The following is a 20,600-nucleotide window of genomic DNA, read 5'->3' as shown; positions in this document are numbered from 1 at the left end:
GAGGGGACGTCCCTACAGGCCCCCCGAGCTTCCCCGTCGTGGATCCCACAGCACTGGGAACGACGCTGCCCCGGCACTGGGGTCGGCCGGTGCGCGACGGCGACGTCATCCACGTGCCGATCCCGTCCGACAATCCCGCGAAGACGCTCGCCCCCGTCATCGTCCAGGCACTGAGAGCCGCCGTGGCCGAGACCTTCGCACACCTCGGGGAAGACGATGCCCTCGTGCGCGCGCCGGCCCGGATCGTGGCCGCCCGCAGGCGGTACGTGCTCGGCGCGAGCAAGTCATTCGCCGACGCGACCCTCTTCGCCTGGGACCTCTCGGCCGGACTCTCTCAGGTGCTCCTCATCGACGAAGCCGCCGTCCGCTCGATCGACGTCCTCAGCCACGTCCGCCCGACCGATGTGCTCGTGGTGTTCTCGTTCCGCCGGTACCAGCGGCAGAGCGTGCTCGTCGCCGAACGGTTCGCCGCGGCCGGCGGAACCGTTATCGCCGTCACGGACTCCCCCGATGCTCCGGTGGCAGCCTTCGCCACCGAAACCGTGACCGTGCCGACCAGCAGCGCCTCGTACGCCGACTCCCCCACGGCGGTCGCCGTCGTCATCCACCTGGCGAGTACCGTGAGTATTGCCAGTGCCAAAGGAGCCCGGCGCAGCTTCGCCGAGCGGGAGCAGCTGAACCAGATCCTGAACAGTTACGTGGAGTGAACAATGGACGAACGCAGCACTGAACGCAGCATCGAAGGAGCACGATGAAGGTAGTGGGCGTTTCCCTGTCTCCCTCGGCATCGAATCCTCCATCGACGGCCTGTTCGCCGAGGTCAGCCGCCATGTCGACGCCGGAAACCGCCGCGTGAAACTCACGATCAAGCCGGGCTGGGACATCGGTCCCGTTCGGGCGGTACGCGCTGCCTTCCCGAAGCAGGACGTCCATGTCGACGCGAACGGGATCTACGCGGATACCGACGAGACCACCGCCCTGATGCGCGGCCTCGACGAATTCGGCCTCAGCATGATCGAACAGCCGTACGCACCCCGGATGCGGGCATCCCGGTGTGGTGCGGTGGGATGCACGAGTTCGGCATCGGCCGCGCGGCCAACGTCGCCCTGTCGTCGCTGCCCGACTTCAGCTACCAGTCCGATGTGTCGGCGTCGGCGAAGTATTACGCGAAGGACATCATCGAGCCCCCGGTCACCGCGCTCGACGGCATGGTGACCGTTCCCACCGGGCCGGGTCTCGGCTACGCGGTGCTGCCCGACTGGATTTCCGAGAACACGATCAGCCACGAGCACTATGGAGTAGAACGATGAGCACAGCAGACACGAATCCCGTTTCGACGAACACGGACGCATCGCCCACAGACGGGGTGGACCCCCGCGTGCTGTTCATGCTGGACGACCCGACCCAGACCGGAACGGATGCCTCCGCGCTCGCGGCCTCGGTCCGCCGGGCCGACCCGGCAGACCCGCAGATCTCGGTGCTCGACCTCGCAGTGACCCGCGGCGACGGCATCTTCGAAACGCTTGACGCCATCGACGGTTTCGGCCAGGCCCTCGAGCCGCATCTGGCCCGTCTGGCCAATTCGGCCAGGTTGCTCGACCTGCCGGCCCCGTGCCTCGACCTCTACCGCGAGGGCATCCGCCAGGGAATCGCAGCGTCGACCGACCCGCGCCTGTCAGTGAAGCTCGTGCTCACCCGCGGCATCGAGGGCGCCGGTCGGTGCACGGGCTGGGTCTTCGTCGACCCGGAGCCCGACTTCACCGAAGCGCGCACCCACGGCCTGAAGGTGGTCACCCTCGACCGTGGCTACCGCCACGATGTCGCCCAGACCTCCCCCTGGCTCCTGCAGGGCGCGAAGACCCTCTCCTATGCCGTGAACAAGTCGGTCTACCGCGAAGCCGAGCGCCGCGGAGCCGACGACGTGATCTTCATCAGCAGCGACGGGTTCGTCCTGGAAGGGCCGACGTCGACAGTCGTGCTGCAGTTCGGCAGGCACCTCGTCACGCCGTCGACCGACCAGGGCATTCTGGCCGGTACCGCGCAGGCCGCCTTCTTCGAGTACGCGGAGGCGAACGGGCTGAAAACCGCCTACCGCACCGTCACTCCCGACGAGCTGCATGCTGCAGACTCGGTCTGGCTCGCCTCGAGCGTGCGGCAGATCGTGCCGATCGTCGAGATCGACGGGGTCGCCCGCGGCTTCGACGCCGAGCTCCACACCGCGGCGCTCGACTACCTGGTCAGTCGCCGCAGCTGAGTCCCGGACCTCACTGCCGCCACGGCCCCGGACGTCACGGGGCCGTGGGGGCCGTGAGGGCCGCGACGATGTCCTCCGCCCGCGCCCAGTAGGCCGCGTAGTGTTCGGGGTCGGCGTTGACCTGGACCGCGTGGGCAAGCAGTGTCGGCTCCATCTCCTTCCAGCCGGCGACCTTCGTCAGCTTGATGAAGAAATTTTGCGCAGAGACGTAGGGATCCATTCGGTCGGCCAGTGTTCCCCAGGCGCCGTTGTCACGCTGCTGGAACAGCCCGCGGCTGTCCGCGCCTGCCGCGTCGCCGTGGTCGAGGACCCGCAGGCCCGACTCGCCCAGTGCGGTCATCACCCCGACGGTCTGGGTGTGGGTCCCGATCCCGAGGTCCATCCCTGCGTTTATGATGTGGGCCGCGTTGACCAGTCGGTCCTGGCAATAGCCGGCAACGGGCCCGGCGGGCACGGTGATCGCACCGACGACGACGGGGTCGGCCGTCGGGCACGTGACCGCGGTTCCGGGGAGGGCGCCGACCCCCAGGCCCACGAGGTTCCAGCCGGCGAAGCCGAGTCCGACACAGACTGCGACTGCGACGCCGGCGATGATGATCCCGCGCGTTCGGCTGCCTTCCTGCCGGGATCGGGGCTGGGGCTGGGGCACGACGGCTACCTTCGCGAGCATGATTCGGTGGTCCGTCCGTGAGCTTTCCAGTGGGTGCCTGACGACGTTACCGAGTGAATCTATGCGCGAGCCCTGAGCCCGCCCGTCTGGCCCGTGCTGGCGTCGACCAGCCAGTCGAGCAGAAGGCCGCTGGCTCGATCGTCGCCGCCGAGTCCGTGTTGGACGTCATGCCACAGGCTCGGCGCGCTTCCGGCCATGACGCGGTCGGCAATGAACTCTGTCAGGGGGCAGTCGTCGATGCTGAAGGGGTGAGGGGATCCCCAGCGGGTGTACTGCCAGTGATACGCGAGCGCGCCGAGCTCGGTGTGCAGTTGACCGGATTGATCCGGGAGATGGAACCCCTCGGGCAGCCCGAAACCTGCCGCCCACGAAGGCACGTCCGCGGCTGGCATCGGGCGCGCGAAGTAGTAACCCTGGCCGAGTGAGGCTCCGAGCACGGATGCCGCCTCCGCGAGGCCGGCGTTCTCGATTCCCTCCAGAACGACGGCCGCGCCCATGTCCCGACCCATCTGGGACAGGGTCGCGATGAGGCTGAGCGTCTCGACCGGTTTCGTGGCGACGCCGGCGAGCAGCCCGCGGTCGATCTTGATCGAGTCGAACGGCAGCTGGGCGAGCCGTTTCAGGCTGCTGTGGCCGGAGCCTAGGTCGTCGAGGGCGAGCCCGACGCCGAGGCCCGTGAGCTCCTCGAGCACGGAGCGCGAGGCAGCCGCATCCAGCTCCTGCGTCTCCAGCAGTTCGAGGCTGAGCCGGTTCGGGGCCAGCCCGTGCCGACGCAGTGCATTCGCGACCCATCGGGTGCACCGGGGGTGCCGCAGGGTCGACGGGGCCAGGTTCACCGAGACATCGAGGGCCAGTCCGTCCTGCTCCCACCGGGCGACCCAGCCGAGGGCGTCGTTCAGTCCGATCCGGAAGAGCTCGTCGAGGTCGTTGCTGCTGAGCTGCTGCACGAAGCTGTCCGGCGGGACGACGGTGCCGTCGGCGAGGGTCAGCCGGGCGAGGGCCTCGACGCGACGGAGGGTCCCGTCGAACAGCCTGATGATCGGTTGCATGTACATCGACAGTCCCCCGGCGAACAGGCGTTCCCGATGGACGCGGGATCGCTCCCCGCGGCGGAAATCGCTCGCGGCCATCGTCGTGTCCCACTCGACAATCGGTCCCGTGGGAGCGAGTCGCCACCACGAGTCCGGACGTGAAAGGTCCGACCCCGGCCCGGGGAGCGCCTGGCTCGCCAGCCGAAGAACGTGAGGCCCGGAACTCCGCGCGGGAAACGGCGTGATCCCCATGGTCATCCCGAGCATCACGGACTCGTCATCGACCGGGAACGGGGTCTCGACGACTTCGTGAAGGCGCTGGAGCCGGGCGGCCAGCTCAGGCGATGCGTCGTCACAGAGGCCCTCGAGGACGACGACGAATTGGTCGCCGCTGAAGCTCGCGAGGTAATCGCCACCGCGGAGCCGGCTCTTCAGGCGGCAGGCGAATTCCGCGAGCACGTCATCGGCTCCGGAGAATCCGAACGAATGCCGGACCTGTCCGACATGCTCGAGGGCGATCAGCCCGAACCCGGCACGATCGGGGCGGCCTGTGGGTGCGGCATCTGTTGATCGTCCTTGCAGGTACGACTCGAAGCCGAACCGGTTCGGCAGTCCGGTCACGGCGTCGTGGCCGGCCTGGAAGTCCAGCTGCTCCTGCAGGGCGATCCTCGTGTTGATATCGCGCTGCACGCTGACGAAGTGCGTGATCACGCCGGCGGGGTCCCGGAGCGGCACGATGCTCAGTCCGTTCCAGAACGGCGAGCCGTCCTTGCGATAGTTGAGAATGTCGCCCTCGAAGCCGTCCCCGGCCTCGAGTGCGTGCCGGATCGACCCCCGGACGGCGTCACTGGACCCGGATCCCTGCAGAAGCCGACAGTTGGTCCCGACGATCTCATCCTCGCTGTACCCGGTGATCGCCGTGAACGCGGCGCTGACGTGCAGGATATTCTGCGCCGCGTCGGTGATCAGGGAGACAGTGGACGTCGCGGCGAACGCCCGGGCGAGCAGCTCAGCGCCGACGCCGGGCACCCCGTGACTCCCGACCGGTTCGCTTCGGTTCGGAAAGGTCGGACTGACCATGCGATTCATACATCCCCCGAGCGCAAGCGCCGCCAGACCCCAGAACGGACGGACGCGATCTCACTCTAGACCGGGAGGGGTCCTGCGGCGCGGAAACGACCTGGGGCGTTGCGTGGCGTGCATGTTTCATCAGATTACCGGAGTGTAATACGTCCTGTCCCGGCATTGTGCCTGTCCCGGCATTGTGCCTGTCCCGGCCGGCGTGCAAATCCTGTCGATCTCGATCTCGATCTCGACTGTGACGACAACAACTCCCGCAACAACACCGGCAACAACACCGGCAACAACACCGAACAGGAACCCCGTGCTCACAGACACCGACCCCCACGTGCGCGCCCAGGTCACCCTGCACGCGGTACTCGGCGCGCGGCCGCGGCTCGCCGAACTCGCCCCCGACGCCCAGGCCCTCCTCGCAGGCTGAAGCGCCCGGTCGCGGTGAGGTTCCGGGACGTCGACGGCAACGAGTACTGACGGCACGCGCCGCGACCCGCCCCAAGAAGATCACCTTCGTGAAGGGCTACTACCACGGGGTTGCACCCTGGTCGCAGAAGCTCGACCTGACCATTCCGTTCAACGACCTCGAGGCCTTACGCCACACCCTCGAACAGCATGCCGGCCAGCTCGCCGGGCTGATCGCCCAGGCGGACATGCACGGGAACCTCGTGGACAACGCGCTCCTGGCCTGCTCCGACCATTACTACGGTTTCAGTGCCGACCAGTTCGCCCGGCTCGGCACCCGGTTGACCACGGGTCTCGTCGCGGCGGCACACGACGAGGACTTCACACTTGTATCCTCGGGGGAACCAGCCCTGTTCTACCTACGTCTCGCCGACGACCACTCACTGATGCTCCATCAGGAATGGGTCGCCGAATGCGTGCAGCGCGGGGTATTCATCACCTCGCACCATAACCACTTCATCAACGCCGCCCTCACCGAAACGGACGTGGACATGACGATCGACATTGCCAGGCATGCCTCCTTCATCGTCCGGAAGCGGCATCCACTGTGGAGCTGAGCCCGCACCTCCCCGCCCCACGGGCGGAGCTGGCCTCGGTCGGGTCGACCTATGCCGTGCAGGGACTCGGGTACGCAGTCATCGCGACCTCCCTGCCCACCATCCAGGCGCGCCAGTCCCTCGACGCGACGATGGTGGCCCTCCTTCTCCTCGGGGTCTCGCTCGCCGCGGCGGGCGGATCGGTCCTCGCCGACGCGATCGCCATCCGCCGCAACAGCAAGGCCGCGCTGCTCAGCGGGCTCGCCGCCCAGGCCGTCGGGTTCTTCATGATGGCGACCGCACAGCCGGCCCCGATCTACATCGGCGCCGTACTGCTCTACGGCGTCGGGCTGGGCGCGGTGGATGCATCGAGCGCGATGCAGGGCGTCCTCGTGCAGAGGGGCAGGCCCCGACCCCTCCTCGGGCGGTTCTTCGCCGCCTACACGCTCGCGGCGATCGTGGGGGCATTCCTGATGGTCGCGCTCGTGGAGACCCCGGCCGGCGCGGGGGCGGTCCTCGCGATCGTCGGCGTTGTCGACGTGCTCGTCATCGTCGCCGGCTGGCGGCTCCTCGACACCGGTCACGCAGCCCGCAACCCCGGCCACGCCCGCGACGCCACCCGCATTCCGCGCTGGCCCGTCTTCGTTATCGGGACGCTCATCCTCGCCGCGTTCGTCGCCGATTCCGCCGTGAGCACCTGGAGCAGCGTCTACCTCAGCGGCACGCTCCACACGGCGGCATGGGCTGCGCCGCTCGGTTACGCCGCGTACCAGATCGTCGTACTCATCTCACGACTCGGCGTGGACTACCTCGTCCGCCGTACCGCCCGCACGGTGATCGCAACGTCGGCCATCGTCTTCGGCGGAATCGGATTCGTGGTGATCGCCCTCGTTCCGAGCGAAGCAGGCGCGATCATCGGCTTCGCCCTCACCGGGGTGATCGCGGGGGCGCTCGTCCCGCTCTCCTTCGGGGCCGCCGGCGACGTCCTCCCGTCCCGCAGCGACGAGATCATCGCGAGGGTGAACCTCTTCAATTACGCCGGCGCCATCCTCGGCACCGTCATCGTCGGGGTGGTCGCCGACCAGACCGGTTTCGGCTTCGCCTTCTTGATCCCCCTCGTGATCCTGGTCCTGGTCCTGCCCGCAACCCGGGCCCTGCGCAAGCCGAAAGTCATCCCCCTCGAGGCACCCCAGCCCGGCTGAGCACGGCACCTGTTCCGCGTGCGGACCCGCCAGGGCTTGCCCGGAACCTCAAAAAATGAAATCATGTTGTCACTAGATGGAATTCTCCGGTCGCGGTTGATCGGACTCTCTCGAAAGGCGGCGGAATGAGCCTGGACGCTCCGGAATCCACGGGTACCCGGACCGTTGAACGCGCACTCGGCCTCCTCGCCTACGTGTGCGAACACGGCGCCGTGTCCCTGACCGAAGCCGCGCGCGGCAGCGACCTGTCGATCTCAACCGCCCTCCGGCTCCTGCGGACCCTCGAAACCACGGGGTTCGTCTCGCGGGATGACAGCGGCGACTACCGGCCAGGGAGCATCACCATACGGCTCGGCGCCCAGGCGCTCTCCCAGGAGACCGTAGTCTCCGTCGCGGAGCCGAAGCTGCACGAGATCGTCGAGCTCACGAGCGAGAACGCCTACCTCGGACTGCCGTCGACCTCGGACACCATGCTGTACGCGGCCGGCGTGCACGGGACACATCCGGTCCAGCTCGCCAACTGGGTCGGCCGGGTCATTCCCCGCTCGACGACGGCGGCCGGAAGGGCATTCGCCGGCGCTGTCGGTCCCCGGGGTTTCGCAGTCGTCCGAAGCGGAGCAGACCATGACTCGACCGCGATCGCCGTTCCCGTTCACTCGGTCGGCAAGATCGTCGCAACCGTGTCGGTCGTCATCCCGAACTACCGCGTCACCGATCCCGGACTGGATCGCATCGGCGCCCTCCTCATCCGGGTCGCCGGCGAGATTTCCGAACGGCTGGGTTCCGACCCGCTGCCGCAGAACCAGACAAAACCAACCGACTAACCGACCCGCACCAACCGGCATCAACCAGAAGGAAGAACATCGTGGCCCAGAAGCATCTCCCCCGTCCGGTTCGCGCAGCCAGGGGCACCACCTTGACCGCGAAGAGCTGGCAGACCGAGGCGCCGTTGCGCATGCTGATGAACAACCTCGACCCCGAAGTCGCCGAGCGCCCCGACGATCTCGTCGTCTACGGCGGCACCGGGAAGGCCGTCCGCAGCTGGGAGGCGTTCGACGCGATCGTCCGCACCCTGCGCGAGCTCGAGGACGACGAGACCCTGCTCGTGCAGTCCGGTAAACCGGTCGGGGTATTCCGCACCCACACCTGGGCTCCGCGGGTACTGATCGCCAACTCGAACCTCGTCGGAGACTGGGCGACGTGGCCCGAATTCCGCAAACTCGAGCAAGCCGGCCTGACCATGTACGGCCAGATGACCGCCGGTTCGTGGATCTACATCGGCACCCAGGGCATCCTGCAGGGCACATTCGAGACCTTCGCCGCCATTGCCGACAAACGATTCGACGGCACTCTCGCCGGAACCCTCACCCTCACCGGCGGGGCAGGCGGCATGGGCGGAGCCCAGCCCCTCGCCGTGACGATGAACGGCGGCGCGGTGCTCATCGTCGACGTCGACCCCGCCCGCCTGCAGCGCCGCGTCGAACACGGCTACCTCGACGAGATGACGGACGACCTCGACGACGCCGTCACCCGGGTCCTCGCCGCGAAGGCGGAGCGCCGGGCGCTCTCCGTCGGACTCGTCGGCAACGCGGCATCCGTTTTCACCGAACTGCTCGAACGCGGAGTCGCGATCGACATCGTCACCGACCAGACCAGTGCGCACGACCCGCTCAGCTACCTGCCGGAGGGCATCAGCGTCGCCGACTGGCACACCCGCGCCGCCGCGGACCCCGAGGACTTCACGATCAGGGCGCGGGCATCGATGGCCAGGCACGTCACCGCCATGGTCGGGTTTCGCGACGCCGGAGCGGAAGTGTTCGACTACGGCAACTCGATCCGCGCGGAGGCCGTGCTCGGCGGCTGCGAACGGGCGTTCGAGATTCCCGGTTTTGTTCCCGCCTATATCCGGCCGCTGTTCGCCGAGGGCAAGGGGCCGTTCCGCTGGGCCGCCCTCTCCGGGGATCCGGCCGACATCGCCGCGACCGACCGGGCGATCCTCGAGCTGTTCCCGAACGATGCGAAACTCGCGCGCTGGATCCACGGCGCCCAGGAGAAGGTGCAGTTCGAAGGCCTCCCCGCCCGGATCTGCTGGCTCGGCTACAAGGAACGGCACCTCGCCGGGCTGCGGTTCAACGAGATGGTCGCCTCCGGCGAGATCAGTGCCCCGATCGTGATCGGACGCGACCACCTCGACGCCGGCTCCGTCGCCTCCCCCTACCGCGAGACCGAGGCGATGAAGGACGGCTCGGACGCGATCGCCGACTGGCCGCTGCTCAACGCCCTGCTCAACACGGCATCCGGCGCGACGTGGGTGTCGATCCACCAGGGCGGCGGCGTCGGCATGGGCCGGTCGATCCACGCCGGCCAGGTCACCGTTGCCGACGGAACGGATCTCGCCGCTCAGAAGATCGAACGGGTGCTGATCAACGACCCCGGCACCGGTGTGATGCGTCACGTCGACGCCGGTTACGAACGGGCGGCCGCCGTTGCCCGTGAGCGCGGGCTGCGTGTGCCGATGTGGGAGGCCGAATGACGGCGCCGGCAACGGCGCACAGCCTGCTTTCCGGCCTCGACGAGATCGCGGACATCGGTAGGGATGCCCGGCGCGGCGGTTACTCCCGGCACCTGTGGCAGCCGGCCGACCTGGAGCTGCGCGACTGGTTCACCGGACGCGCCGTCCGGCTCGGGCTCGACGTGGAGATCGACCGGAACGGAAACACCTGGGCGTGGTGGGGGCCGCGCGACTACGACGCGATCGTCGTGGGCAGCCACCTCGACTCCGTTCCCGGCGGTGGCGCATACGACGGCCCCCTCGGCGTGGTCAGTGCCCTCGACGCGATCGCACGACTGCAGGCGAGCGGGTTCCAGCCCGCACGGCCCTGCGCCGTGCTGGTCTTCGCAGAGGAGGAGGGCTCCCGGTTCGGTATCGCCTGCCTCGGCTCCCGGCTGATGACCGGCGCACTCGACGCCGATCGGGCCCGCGCTCTCGTCGACGCGGACGGAATCTCGCTCGAAGCAGCGGCATCCGCTGCCGGCATCGACCCGGCCGGCCTCGGTGAAGACCCCGCGTCGCTCGCACGCATCGGCCTGTTCCTCGAGCTGCACGTGGAGCAGGGCCGCGGGTTGATCGACCTGGGCAGCCCGGTCGCGGTCGCCTCCTCGATCCTCGCCCACGGGCGCTGGCGCGTCACCTTCACCGGAGAGGGCAACCACGCCGGTGCCACGCGCATGACCGACCGTCGGGACCCGATGCTCGCAGCCGCCCGCTCGATGCTCGCGGTTCGGGATGCCGCCGTCGCGAGCACCGGCTCCCGGGCCACGATCGGCCGGATCGAGGCCGTGCCCGGTGGCACCAACGTGATCTCCTCGCAGGTCACTGTCTGGCTCGACGCCCGTGCCGCCGAGGATGCCGCAGCACAGGACCTCGTCACGGAGATCACCGCGCGGGTCTCCGAGGCCGCCGCAGCAGAGGGATGCACCGCGGTCGTCGCCGAGGAGTCCTGGAGCGGCGCCGTCGCCTTCGATCCGGCGCTGCGCGACCGGCTCGTGCGATCGCTCAGCGGAGCCCCGACCCTCCCGACGGGCGCCGGCCACGATGCCGGCGTGCTGTCGAGTCGCCTGCCCAGCGCGATGATCTTCGTGCGGAACCCGACCGGTGTCTCCCATTCGCCGGAGGAGTTCGCCACGCTCGACGACTGCCTCGCCGGCGTCGCGGCGCTCGAGCAGGTTCTCCGGGAACTGCTGTGACACCGGGAATCACCGTGGCGTTCTGGTGCGCACGCGCCCTGATCGACGGCACGCCCGTTGACGCGGTCCGGCTGCACGCGGCGCCGGACGGGACGATCGCCCGGCTGGAGCTGGGCGTTCCGGCGCGCGAAGGCGACACGGTCCTCGGCACCGTGATCCCCGGGATGGGCGACGCGCATTCACACGCCTTCCACCGCGCCCTGCGCGGACGCACGCAGGCGGACGGCGGCGATTTCTGGCGTTGGCGGGAGAGCATGTACGCCGCGGCATCCGCTCTGGACCCCGACCTGTACTACGAACTCGCCTCGGCAGTGTTCGCCGAGATGCTCGCCAGCGGCTGGACAGCCGTCGGCGAATTCCACTACGTGCACCACCGGCAGGACGGCCGGCCGTACCCCGATGCCCACGCCATGGAGCTCGCGGTCGCGGCCGCCGCACGAGACACCGGGATCCGCCTGACCCTGCTCGACACCTGCTACCTGCGCGGAGGCGCGGATCGTCCGCTCTCCGACCTGCAGCGGCGGTTCGGCGACGGCTCGCCGGAGGCCTGGCTACAACGCTGGTCGAGCCTGCGGGACACCCTCGATACCGGCGCTCCCACTCTGGCCGGTCCGGGCCCCGCCGTCACGCTCGGTGCCGCACTGCACTCGGTGCGGGCTGTGCCCCGGTCGGCGATGGCAACGATCCTCGCGGGGTTGCCGGCAACGGTTCCGCTGCACATCCATCTCTCCGAACAGCCCCAGGAGAACGCGGAGTGCCTCGCCGAATACGGCCTCACCCCCACGGGCCTGCTGCACGAACTCGGCGCGCTCACTCCTCGGCTGAGCGTCGTCCACGCGACCCACCTGACCGACACGGACGTGGAACTCCTCGGCACCGCCGGCGTGACGGCCGTGTTCTGCCCGACCACAGAGGCCGACCTGGGCGACGGGATCGGGCCCGCTCGACGCCTGGCGGATGCCGGTGCGCGGCTCGCCCTCGGATCCGACCAGAATGCGGTCGTCGACCCCTTCCTCGAGGCCCGCGGCCTCGAGGCCGGCGAGCGGCTCGCCTCCGGTCGGCGCGGCCGATTCTCGCCACCGGAACTGACCGAGACCCTCACCCGCGGCGGCTACGCGTCGCTCGGGCTCGGGACCGGCGGGCTACAGGTCGGTGCGTGGCTGGACCTCGTCGAACTCGACACGGCGTCGGTCCGCACCGTCGGCGCGGGTCCCGACCAGCTCCCGCTTGTCGCCACCGCGAGCGATGTGCGCCGCGTCATCGTCGGCGGACGTATTGTCGCGAACGATGGGCTTCTCGTGTCGCCCCCTGCCGCCCCCCCAGTCCTGCTCGGTGCGGCGCTGCACCGGCTCGACGACACCATCGCCCGCCTGAACCCGACCCGCCTGACCCCGAAGGAACGCGCATGACCTCCGAACTGATCACCGACATCGGCGAACTGAGCACCTTTGCCGACCACGAGGACCGTCGCACGAACGTCGCGCTCGTGATCGACAACGGCAGGATCGCCTGGATCGGCGACGCCGAGCATCCGCCCGTCGCCGACGTGCGCACGAGTGTCGGCGGGCGGGCCGTGCTGCCCGGGTGGGTCGACTCGCATTCCCACCTCGTCTTCGCCGGCGATCGCTCTGCCGAATTCGAGGCGCGCATGGCCGGGACTAAATATGCCGCCGGCGGCATCAGCACCACCGTGAATGCGACGAGGGCCGCAACGGATGCCCAACTCGAGTCCAATCTCCGAGCCTTGCGCGACGAGGCGCGGGCGCAGGGCACCACCTTCCTCGAGACCAAGACCGGCTACGGCCTCGACGTCGAAACTGAGCGCCGCTCCGCGGAGATCGCCTCTCGTGGGGCGGACGTGGTGACCTTCCTGGGCGCGCATCTGGTTCCGGATGGCATCAGCGCTCGCGACTACCTCGACCTCGTGACCGGCCCGATGTTGGCCGCCGTGACGCCGTGGGTCAGTTTCATCGACGTGTTCTGCGAGCGTGGGGCCTTCAACGTCGAACAATCCCGCGAGGTCCTGCTCGCCGGCCGGGCGGCGGGGCTCGGCCTGCGTGTGCACGGCAACCAGCTCGGGCACGGCGGGGGTGTCGCCCTGGCCGTCGAGCTCGGTGCGGCGAGCGTCGACCACTGCAACTACCTGACTCCCGCCGACTTCGACGCCCTGGCGGCTTCGGACACTGTGGCGACCGTACTGCCGGCCTGTGACCTGTCCACCCGGGAACCGCTCGCGCCGGCCCGCGCGCTCCTCGACGCGGGCATCACCGTCGCGATCGCGACCAACTGCAACCCCGGCACCTCGTACACGACCTCGATGCAGTTCTGCATCGCAACGGCCGTGCTGCAGATGCACCTGACCGTTGAGGAAGCCGTTCGAGCGGCCACTCGCGGCGGCGCCCGCGCCCTCGGGCGTGACTCGGGGGCGGATGCCGTCGGCTCGCTCCGGGTCGGCGGTCGCGCCGATCTGCAGGTGCTTGACGCGCCCTCGATCTCGCACATCGCCTATCGTCCAGGGGTGCCGCTCACCGCCGCCACCTGGCTGCTCGGACAGCGCGTGCTCCCGGCGGTGACCCGTGCCGCCCGAGCCGCCTTCTGAGCCGGACTGGCTCACCCCAGACCAAGCTGATCCGGTCTCCCGCGCGAGCGCCCGGGTTCCCGTCGCCTGGCGAAACAACGGAGGCTGGACCAGCACGGTGGCAGTAGCGCCCCCTGCGGCGACAATGGACGATTTCGAGTGGCGGGTCAGCATCGCGACGATCGCCGGTGACTCGGCATTCTCCGAGTTCGCCGGCATCGACCGATATCTCGTCCCGCTGTCCGAGGCCGGCCTCGACCTGACCATCGACGGCACAGCGCAGCACGTCGGCCAGTACCAGGTTTGCGCCTTCTCCGGGGAAAGCGTGGTCTCGTCGACCGGGTCGGCGGAGAACTCTGAAGACCTGAACCTGATGCTGCGCCGCACCGCCGCGACGGGTTCTCTCCGGGTCGAGCGGCTCACCGGCCCGTTCTCGGTGGCACCGAGTCCCGACGAGAGCGTCCTTGTCGTCGTCCTCGAGGGCGAGGTCGAGATCGACGGCCCGCCAGGGACCGGTACTTCCAGAAGCGCCCAGGGGTCGAACGTCGACACCCTCGGCATCCGCGACGCCGTGCTTGCCAGGTCGGGGCGAGCCTTGACGCTCCGCGGCGGGGCCACAGTGGCTCTTGCGACCATAGTCCTCACGAGCAGTCGCCTAGCCCGAATACCGTGAGACGCCCAGAGCGTGCCTCTGCACGACCGGCAGGGCGGCCGGACCGATAGCAGGTGATCGACGAGAACCGAGCCTCGCTGCTCCAGGTTCATTCGGGCCGGTCAGTCGCGGTTGGGTGGTCCGGTGAGGTCTTGGTGGGCGCGGTGTCGGTTTGGTGGCCGCCAGAGTCGTTGCGGGTCGATGAGTCCGGGGGCCCGCACTTGCGGTGATCCTTTCACCATGCGGATCTCCCACCCGGAGGTGTCGATGGTGTGGTGGTGGAACCAGCACAGGAGCACCCCGTTGTCCACGTTCGTTGGGCCGCCGGTGGCCCACGGCTTCACATGGTGCACCTCGGCCCAGTGCGCCGGGGCCTTGCAGCCGGGGATGATGCAGCCGCCGTCCCGGGCGCTGATGGCCCGGCGCTGCGCCCGGTTGAAGTAGCGCCGTTCCGGACCCAGCTTCAGCACTTGGTTGTTCGCCCCGAACAACACCCCTTGGAAGCCGCCGTCACAGATGCGCTGGTGCACGGTCTTGAGCGACACGGGGGCCTCAACGCCGTCGATCCACCCGACCCCGATCCCGGAGGCGAGGTCGGCCGCGTTCACGTGCACCATCACCGTCGGCGCCGACCCGCCCATGCTGGGCGTGTCCGTGTCCCGGGCTGCGTGTTCGAACAACGCCTGCAGGATGTCGGCGCGTTTCTCCCCGCCCGTGCGGGTGTCCGCGCGCCGCTCCCGCAGCTCCGCCTCGATCACGTCAAGATCCGGGCCCGTGCCGGTCTCGCCGTCCGCAGTCTCGGCGCCGGGGACCAACTGCCCCGAATCCATCAGCGCCTGTTCCTCGGCGGTGGGGAACGCCGGGCGGGCGTGGAAACTCAGGAAAGCGTCGAAGAGGGTGTTCATCACCCCGAACAGTTCCGGTGTCACCCCACCCTTCACCGGATACAACCCGTTCTTGAGTTGTCCGAAGCCGATGTTCGACTTCGCCTCGAACACGTCCTCCTGCGGGAGCACCCCGTCGGGGTCGAGGATGGCCTGCCACTGCGCGACCATGCCCCGCATCAGGTCCGTGGTCACCGGCACTCCTGCCCCGGCCAAATCCTCGGTCTCCGGGGTGATCAGCCCGGCCGCCGAGGCGACCAGGGCACGCTCGGCCGTCAACAAGTCATCCGGCGCCACCCGGTGACTGATCACCTGCAACCCCTCCACGATCAACTCCGCCGTCTCCACACCGATCTCCCCAGCGGTCAGCGCTGCCCCGACCGTCGGGAACAACGGCGGCAACCAGCTGCTCCCGCCGCACGGCCGCGGCAACACCGCGTCGCCGAGCTTCGTGCGCCGCTTCACCTCCCGGGCCGAGACCCGCGTCACCCGGGTGAGCACATCCCACGGACCCTTGCAGCCCATCCGCCAGGCCAGACCCTCGCGGCCGAGCACCCGGGCCCGCCGGTCCACTTCCGTGGCGGTGTTCACCCGGGCCGCATCCACGGTCCGCCCGATGGCCTCCACCGTGCTGAGCGCCTTCACCGCTTCTGTGTCGCTGAGCAACCCGACCGGGATCGCAGCCAGGGCCTCTGCGAGAGCCGCCTGCGCCTCGGCGAGCCGGGCGACAGCATCCGCATGAACCGATGGCACCGACCTGGCCAGCCCCTCCGCGCCCTCGAATCCCACGGCAACCGCCACGGGATGGGCCGACTCGACACCCACGATGGGCTGATCACCCGCGGCCCCGGAACCGGGTGTCTGCGGGGTGTGTGACTGGGGATCTGAAGCTCCTGCCATACCCCGATTCTACCGCAAATCGAACAGGAATGCGAGCCATACTCACCTAATTTCAGGTCAAGCATCCCGAGTTTCGCACCTGAAACGCCCTTACGATTCCAGTGAGATAAAAATCGTTCGATCATGGCCGAACGGCTTGGGTTCAGGGGCAATTCAGATTTGGTCATCTCACCGAAATCGTAAGGCCGACCTGAAATTGAACACGCCGAGCCCGTGGTGGCTCACTCAGGAGATCCGCCCGGGCGACCGTTGCCGGCCCAGGGACCAGTGCGGTTGATCCCGCTCGCGCACAAGAATCTCCTGAGTTAGGCACGCTCGCGCGGGCTTAGTGTCTGCGCGTTCCGGAGCACCAGCGAACTCGCGCAGGTCCCCGCCGCGCTGGGCGGCTTCGAGGACTTCCGCTTCGTCCCCGCCGATGGCCTCTCCGCGGGCGATCAGTCCGGACGCCCGAGAGCGGAATCTGCTTGAGGAAGAGCGAGAGGATGAAGGCGAGCGCGATGAACGGCAGCAGGTACCAGCACACCGGTGCGAGGGCATCCGCGTACGCTGCGACGATTCCGTCCCGCCGTGCTGCCCGCAGCTGGTTGAGCGCCTGCGGGTCCCGGTGAACCAGGCGATCACGAAGGCGATAACGCCGACGGAGATGTTGATGCAGAACGCCCACTGCCAGGTCAGGTGGTCGACGAACAGGTCGCCGAGCAGCGGGCGACTGACCGCGCGCTCGTCCTACTTATCGAAGGCGTTCACGAACCTGACGCTCGCCGCCGAGATTTCGGCGCGCGCGGCATCCTGGGAGATGGACGACTCTCCATCCCCGGACTGCGGGCCGTAGTCGCCGAAGAACGCGTGCACGCCGCCCTCGATCACGAGGTATCGCGCATCCGCCGGCAGCGACGCTTTCGACGTGCTGATCTTGTCCGGAGTCGCCAGACCGTCGTTCGTACCGGAGATCGACAGCACGCTGGCGCCCAGCCCGCTCAGGTCGTTCGCGGGGTATGAGGCGAAAAACAACAATCCGACAACCGGGTCTGTCGACGCACCGGCGAAAGACTGGGCATCCATCGCCGCGACAGTCCCGCCGAGAGAGTGGCCGCCGACCACCCAACGCGCAACCGGCGGATGCGCGGCGCGCGCCGACCCGAATGCTCCCGTCGAGAGGAACGCAATCCCGAACGGCTGCTTGGGGATAACGACCACGTGCCCGGCCTCGGCGAGAGGGCGCAGCATGGCCGCGTATGCGCGAGCGTCAACGCGCGCTCCGGGCTGGAAGAACACCCCGACGTTGCTCGCGGTTCCCGTGGGCTGAAGGACGATCTGGTCGGCCGTCTCGGTCACGGTCACGCTCGTGTCGGAGTCCATCGCGGACAGGGCCGGCTCAACGGCCGACAACGGCACGAGCCACCAGGCCAGCACGATCACTCCGAGCGACAGCCCAACAATCACACCCCGGAAACCCTTGCGCCCGCGATGCCGCACCGCACGCGTGAGCCAGGAGCGCAGCGCAACCGCAAGACTGACGGCACAGGTGAGGACGAGGAAGACCAGGTACGCCGGATGCCCGTGCACAAGCATCGACCCGGTCGACAGTGCCGCCCCGGCAGTGACGATCACGCCGAGCGTCGCCACGACGCGGGCGGCCCAGAAGAAGGCCATGTCGACTCGGCCGGCTGTCGCCCCGGCCGCCGACCGGATTCTGCGCGTGTCGGTCATGGGGAAATTATCCCAACGGCGCCCGTCGCGAATCTACCTAAATGTATTAGGCAAAATTAATGTAGCATTAGCAAAATGGAAAGGTTCTCATGGCACGCGCAGGACTGACCGCGGAGCGCCTGACCCGGGCGGGCGCTGAACTCGCCGACGAGGTCGGATTCGACCGGGTCACGCTCTCGGCACTGGCCAGGCTTTTCGAGGTCAAGGTCGCGAGCCTGTACTCCCACGTCACCAACTCGCACGATCTCAAGACCAGGATCGCTCTGCTCGCCCTCCAGGAACTCGCCGACCGGGCAGCGGATGCCGTGGCGGGCCGGGCAGGCAAGGATGCCCTGGTCGCGCTCGGCAACGTCTACCGCGACTATGCCCGCGAACATCCCGGGCGTTACGCCGCCATGCACTTCCGGCTCGACCGGGAGACCGCGATCGCGAGCGCCGGCGTCCGCCACTCCGCGATGACCCGCGCAATCCTGCGCGGCTACGACCTGATGGAACCGGACCAGACACATGCCGTCCGGCTGCTCGGCAGTGTCTTCCATGGCTTTGCGACCTTGGAGCTGGAAGGCGGCTTCAGCAACAGTTCCCCCGACTCCCAGGAGTCCTGGACTCGTTCTCTGGATGCCCTCGACGCCCTGTTGCGCACCTGGCCGGCGCCCGAATAACGCCAGAACGCCACGCGTCCGGCACCCGCACCACCTCCCCCACCTCGGAATTCCCCGATCAGAAGGTTCACAGATGTCCTCCCAGCACGACTGGATAACCACGCCCATCACCCCCGACCTCCTCCGCGGCGCGCTCGATCTGGAACAGACCGCCCACGGAATACTCCCGCACCGCCTGCCCGCGTGGGCTCGCGTCTACGCCGACCCACAGCTGGCCACCATGGAAGCCCAGCCCTCCGCGGTCCGCCTGGCCTTCAGCACCCGAGCGACCGACTTCGAACTCGACGTATTGCCCACCAAGCTGGTCTATCTGGGCGCCCCGCCGCGCCCGGTCGGCGTGTACGAACTCCTCGTGGACAAGAAGCTCGCCGGTCAGGCCATCGCGACGACCGGCATCACCGTCACCGTCGACATGGCCACCGGCGCCACCACGAACCAGCTCGGCCCCATCAGCACCCTCCGCTTCACCGGCCTGCCGGATCACCTCAAGAACATCGAGATCTGGCTCCCGCACAACGAACGAACCGAGCTCGTCGCCCTCCGCTCCAACGGGACCATCGAACCCGCGCCTGCGACAGGCAACCGGGTCTGGCTGCACCACGGCAGCTCGATCAGCCACGGCTCCAACGCCGCGAATCCCACGGAGACCTGGCCGGCGCTTGCCGCTTCGAGTGTCCATGTCGATCTGGTGAACCTCGGCTTCGGCGGCAGCGCGCTGCTCGACCCCTTCATCGCCCGCACCATGCGCGACACCCCCGCCGACCTGATCAGCGTCAAGATCGGCATCAATCTAGTCAATCTTGACCTGATGCGCCTGCGCGCCTTCGCCCCGGCCGTGAACGGCTTCCTCGACACCATCCGCGACGGTCACCCCACAACACCGCTGCTGCTGGTCTCGCCCCTCCTCTGCCCCATCCACGAGGACACACCCGGGCCCGGCGCCTTCGACCTCGCCGCCCTCGCGTCCGGTCGTCTGCAATTCGTGGCCACCGGGGACCCGGCCGAAGCGTCCGCCGGAAAGCTGACGCTCACCGTGATCCGGGCGGAGCTCGCGCGTATCGCGCAGCAGCGGACGGCCACAGATCCGAACCTGCACTACCTCGACGGCCTCGACCTCTTCGGCGCCGCGGACTTCGCCGAGCATCCGTTGCCCGACCACCTCCACCCGGATGCCGCAACGCACCACCGCATCGGCGAGCGCTTCGCCCGGCTCGCCTTCGGGCCCGGAGGTCCCTTCGCCGCCTGATGACTCCTGGTGGGTACTGATCAATACAGCCGCACCGGGCTGCCGAGCCCGGCCCGCGTCTTCCTCATCAGACCTGGTCGTGAATGGTGACGACGTAGCCATCCGGGTCGCTGAATGAAAAGGTGAGACCGAACGGGCCGGGGGCAGGGGCGCTGACAATCCGGACTCCCGCCTCGACCAGGACGTCGTGCACGGCCCGGGAGTCATCGGCGTGCAACCAGAGCGCAACCCCCGCACCAGCCCACGGGCGCACCGCATCGAGATTGAACCCCGGCATCGGTTCCCGCACGGCGAAGGCGATCGGCTCGGTGGCAAAGACGACGGCATGGGGCGGGCTCACGGGCGCGCGCCGCAGCCCGAGCAGCGTCTCATAGAAGTTCGCCGACCGCTCGAGGTCGCTCACCTGCAGGGCTAGAAAATCGGGTCCAGTGACAGTCATGGTTTCTTCTCCTCGTCGAATCCCGCGTGTCAGGATCCTTACATCTCCATTGTGTGTCAGGATGCTGACATGAGTCAAGAGGAGAAGGTCGGCGATCTGGCTGAGTCGGTGGGTTATCTGCTCAAGCAGGCAGCGACGGCCCTGCACGCCTCGATGGACGCGGTTCTGCGCCCGCAGGGCCTCACCGTGTCGCAGTATTCGGTGCTCGAGCTACTCGGTCACGAGCCGGAGCAATCGAACGCCGATCTCGCCCGCGGGGCGTTCGTCACGCGCCAATCGATGAACGAGGTACTGCGCGGTCTTCAGGAGCGCGGTCTGGTCGCGCGCGCCGACGTCGCCGAACACGGCCGGGCGCGGCCGACGCGCCTCACCCCGGCAGGCCACGCGGCGCTGGCGGTCGCGAGTTCGGCGGTCGCCCGGGTCGAGAAACGGATGCTGTCTCCCCTGTCCCCCGCGGAACATGCCGGACTCCTCGCTCAGCTCGTCGCCTGCCGGGATGCCCTCACCGGTGAAGACGCTCCCACCGGTGAAGACGCCGCGCGGTAGCGTT

19 protein-coding genes and 2 pseudogenes are annotated in these 20,600 nt (G+C 68.6%); 15 read left to right on the top strand and 6 right to left on the bottom strand.

The features are described from left to right. Positions 1-38: 38 nt before the first annotated feature. The 4 genes and pseudogenes from RCH22_RS00235 to RCH22_RS00220 all read left to right on the top strand — a co-directional run bounded on the left by RCH22_RS00235 (position 39) and on the right by RCH22_RS00220 (position 2,254). Complete coding sequence (locus RCH22_RS00235) at positions 39-707, top strand: SIS domain-containing protein (RefSeq protein ID WP_327012329.1); 669 nt, start codon at positions 39-41, stop codon at positions 705-707. 145 nt (positions 708-852) lie between these two features. Next, positions 853-978, top strand: a pseudogene (locus RCH22_RS00230) (o-succinylbenzoate synthase); the annotation flags it as partial. An 89-nt stretch (positions 979-1,067) separates the two neighbouring features. Continuing rightward, positions 1,068-1,310 (top strand): enolase C-terminal domain-like protein, encoded by a 243-nt coding sequence (locus tag RCH22_RS00225; protein ID WP_327012328.1) that lies wholly within the window; start codon positions 1,068-1,070, stop codon positions 1,308-1,310. Then, on the top strand, positions 1,307-2,254 hold the full coding sequence (locus RCH22_RS00220) for an aminodeoxychorismate lyase (protein ID WP_327012327.1): 948 nt from the start codon (positions 1,307-1,309) through the stop codon (positions 2,252-2,254). The genes RCH22_RS00225 and RCH22_RS00220 overlap by 4 nt, the downstream gene beginning before the upstream one ends. A 34-nt stretch (positions 2,255-2,288) precedes the next feature. Here the strand turns inward: RCH22_RS00220 and RCH22_RS00215 are convergent, their stop codons facing one another. Together RCH22_RS00215 and RCH22_RS00210 are read right to left on the bottom strand one after the other, a co-directional pair. After that, on the bottom strand, positions 2,289-2,924 hold the full coding sequence (locus tag RCH22_RS00215; protein WP_327012326.1) for a hypothetical protein: 636 nt from the start codon (positions 2,922-2,924) through the stop codon (positions 2,289-2,291). A 59-nt stretch (positions 2,925-2,983) separates the two neighbouring features. After that, the gene (locus RCH22_RS00210; protein WP_327012325.1) at positions 2,984-4,984 is read right to left on the bottom strand and encodes an EAL domain-containing protein; all 2,001 of its coding nucleotides are present in this window, start codon (positions 4,982-4,984) and stop codon (positions 2,984-2,986) included. Between the two features lie 560 nt (positions 4,985-5,544). Between RCH22_RS00210 and RCH22_RS00205 the strand changes: the two genes are divergently transcribed. The 8 genes from RCH22_RS00205 to RCH22_RS00170 all read left to right on the top strand — a co-directional run bounded on the left by RCH22_RS00205 (position 5,545) and on the right by RCH22_RS00170 (position 14,230). Then, positions 5,545-6,051, top strand: a complete 507-nt coding sequence (locus tag RCH22_RS00205) for a hypothetical protein (RefSeq protein ID WP_327012324.1) — start codon at positions 5,545-5,547, stop codon at positions 6,049-6,051. Next, positions 6,042-7,232, top strand: coding sequence for an MFS transporter (locus RCH22_RS00200; RefSeq protein WP_327012323.1), 1,191 nt, complete (start codon positions 6,042-6,044; stop codon positions 7,230-7,232). Before RCH22_RS00205 ends, RCH22_RS00200 begins: the two co-directional genes overlap by 10 nt. 125 nt (positions 7,233-7,357) lie before the next feature. Beyond that, on the top strand, positions 7,358-8,056 hold the full coding sequence (locus RCH22_RS00195) for a helix-turn-helix domain-containing protein (RefSeq protein WP_327012322.1): 699 nt from the start codon (positions 7,358-7,360) through the stop codon (positions 8,054-8,056). A 41-nt stretch (positions 8,057-8,097) separates the two neighbouring features. Further along, entirely contained in the window at positions 8,098-9,765 is a 1,668-nt protein-coding gene (gene hutU / locus RCH22_RS00190; RefSeq protein ID WP_327012321.1) for a urocanate hydratase, read from the top strand. Next, on the top strand, positions 9,762-10,979 hold the full coding sequence (locus RCH22_RS00185; protein WP_327012320.1) for an allantoate amidohydrolase: 1,218 nt from the start codon (positions 9,762-9,764) through the stop codon (positions 10,977-10,979). Before hutU ends, RCH22_RS00185 begins: the two co-directional genes overlap by 4 nt. Next, positions 10,976-12,388: a formimidoylglutamate deiminase gene (locus RCH22_RS00180; RefSeq protein WP_327012319.1), complete on the top strand. Its 1,413-nt coding sequence runs from the start codon at positions 10,976-10,978 to the stop codon at positions 12,386-12,388. The genes RCH22_RS00185 and RCH22_RS00180 overlap by 4 nt, the downstream gene beginning before the upstream one ends. Then, complete coding sequence (gene hutI, locus RCH22_RS00175) at positions 12,385-13,578, top strand: imidazolonepropionase (protein WP_327012318.1); 1,194 nt, start codon at positions 12,385-12,387, stop codon at positions 13,576-13,578. Before RCH22_RS00180 ends, hutI begins: the two co-directional genes overlap by 4 nt. Continuing rightward, entirely contained in the window at positions 13,556-14,230 is a 675-nt protein-coding gene (locus tag RCH22_RS00170) for a HutD family protein (RefSeq protein ID WP_327012317.1), read from the top strand. The genes hutI and RCH22_RS00170 overlap by 23 nt, the downstream gene beginning before the upstream one ends. Before the next feature lie 101 nt (positions 14,231-14,331). Here the strand turns inward: RCH22_RS00170 and RCH22_RS00165 are convergent, their stop codons facing one another. From RCH22_RS00165 to RCH22_RS00155, 3 genes and pseudogenes are all read right to left on the bottom strand, one after another. Further along, complete coding sequence (locus tag RCH22_RS00165; protein WP_327012316.1) at positions 14,332-15,993, bottom strand: DUF222 domain-containing protein; 1,662 nt, start codon at positions 15,991-15,993, stop codon at positions 14,332-14,334. 225 nt (positions 15,994-16,218) lie between these two features. Further along, positions 16,219-16,594, bottom strand: a pseudogene (locus RCH22_RS00160) (hypothetical protein); the annotation flags it as partial. Positions 16,595-16,719: 125 nt separating this feature from the next. Next, complete coding sequence (locus tag RCH22_RS00155; RefSeq protein WP_327012315.1) at positions 16,720-17,703, bottom strand: alpha/beta hydrolase; 984 nt, start codon at positions 17,701-17,703, stop codon at positions 16,720-16,722. A gap of 89 nt (positions 17,704-17,792) precedes the next feature. Here RCH22_RS00155 and RCH22_RS00150 point away from each other — a divergent pair, with 89 nt between their 5' ends. Then, complete coding sequence (locus tag RCH22_RS00150) at positions 17,793-18,365, top strand: TetR/AcrR family transcriptional regulator (protein WP_327012314.1); 573 nt, start codon at positions 17,793-17,795, stop codon at positions 18,363-18,365. A gap of 73 nt (positions 18,366-18,438) precedes the next feature. Further along, positions 18,439-19,611: an SGNH/GDSL hydrolase family protein gene (locus tag RCH22_RS00145; RefSeq protein WP_327012313.1), complete on the top strand. Its 1,173-nt coding sequence runs from the start codon at positions 18,439-18,441 to the stop codon at positions 19,609-19,611. A 67-nt stretch (positions 19,612-19,678) separates the two neighbouring features. Here the strand turns inward: RCH22_RS00145 and RCH22_RS00140 are convergent, their stop codons facing one another. Next, the gene (locus RCH22_RS00140; protein WP_327012312.1) at positions 19,679-20,050 is read right to left on the bottom strand and encodes a VOC family protein; all 372 of its coding nucleotides are present in this window, start codon (positions 20,048-20,050) and stop codon (positions 19,679-19,681) included. A 69-nt stretch (positions 20,051-20,119) separates the two neighbouring features. Between RCH22_RS00140 and RCH22_RS00135 the strand changes: the two genes are divergently transcribed. Further along, positions 20,120-20,596 (top strand): MarR family transcriptional regulator, encoded by a 477-nt coding sequence (locus tag RCH22_RS00135; protein WP_327012311.1) that lies wholly within the window; start codon positions 20,120-20,122, stop codon positions 20,594-20,596. Positions 20,597-20,600: the final 4 nt, after the last annotated feature.

The organism is Cryobacterium sp. GrIS_2_6, from assembly GCF_035984545.1.
GTDB lineage: Bacteria > Actinomycetota > Actinomycetes > Actinomycetales > Microbacteriaceae > Cryobacterium.
The sequence above is the reverse complement of the archived record's forward strand: the minus strand, read 5'-3'. Positions and strand labels throughout refer to the sequence as shown.

What these genes read in the sequence shown, in the direction of transcription:
- RCH22_RS00165 (WP_327012316.1), bottom strand. Translation starts at nt 15,993, where the DNA reads ATGGCAGGAGCTTCAGATCCCCAGTCACACACCCCGCAGACACCCGGT.
- RCH22_RS00150 (WP_327012314.1), top strand. Translation starts at nt 17,793, where the DNA reads ATGGCACGCGCAGGACTGACCGCGGAGCGCCTGACCCGGGCGGGCGCT.
- RCH22_RS00140 (WP_327012312.1), bottom strand. Translation starts at nt 20,050, where the DNA reads ATGACTGTCACTGGACCCGATTTTCTAGCCCTGCAGGTGAGCGACCTC.
- hutI (WP_327012318.1), top strand. Translation starts at nt 12,385, where the DNA reads ATGACCTCCGAACTGATCACCGACATCGGCGAACTGAGCACCTTTGCC.
- RCH22_RS00155 (WP_327012315.1), bottom strand. Translation starts at nt 17,703, where the DNA reads ATGACCGACACGCGCAGAATCCGGTCGGCGGCCGGGGCGACAGCCGGC.
- RCH22_RS00220 (WP_327012327.1), top strand. Translation starts at nt 1,307, where the DNA reads ATGAGCACAGCAGACACGAATCCCGTTTCGACGAACACGGACGCATCG.
- RCH22_RS00225 (WP_327012328.1), top strand. Translation starts at nt 1,068, where the DNA reads ATGCACGAGTTCGGCATCGGCCGCGCGGCCAACGTCGCCCTGTCGTCG.
- RCH22_RS00195 (WP_327012322.1), top strand. Translation starts at nt 7,358, where the DNA reads ATGAGCCTGGACGCTCCGGAATCCACGGGTACCCGGACCGTTGAACGC.
- RCH22_RS00185 (WP_327012320.1), top strand. Translation starts at nt 9,762, where the DNA reads ATGACGGCGCCGGCAACGGCGCACAGCCTGCTTTCCGGCCTCGACGAG.
- RCH22_RS00135 (WP_327012311.1), top strand. Translation starts at nt 20,120, where the DNA reads ATGAGTCAAGAGGAGAAGGTCGGCGATCTGGCTGAGTCGGTGGGTTAT.
- RCH22_RS00215 (WP_327012326.1), bottom strand. Translation starts at nt 2,924, where the DNA reads ATGCTCGCGAAGGTAGCCGTCGTGCCCCAGCCCCAGCCCCGATCCCGG.
- RCH22_RS00145 (WP_327012313.1), top strand. Translation starts at nt 18,439, where the DNA reads ATGTCCTCCCAGCACGACTGGATAACCACGCCCATCACCCCCGACCTC.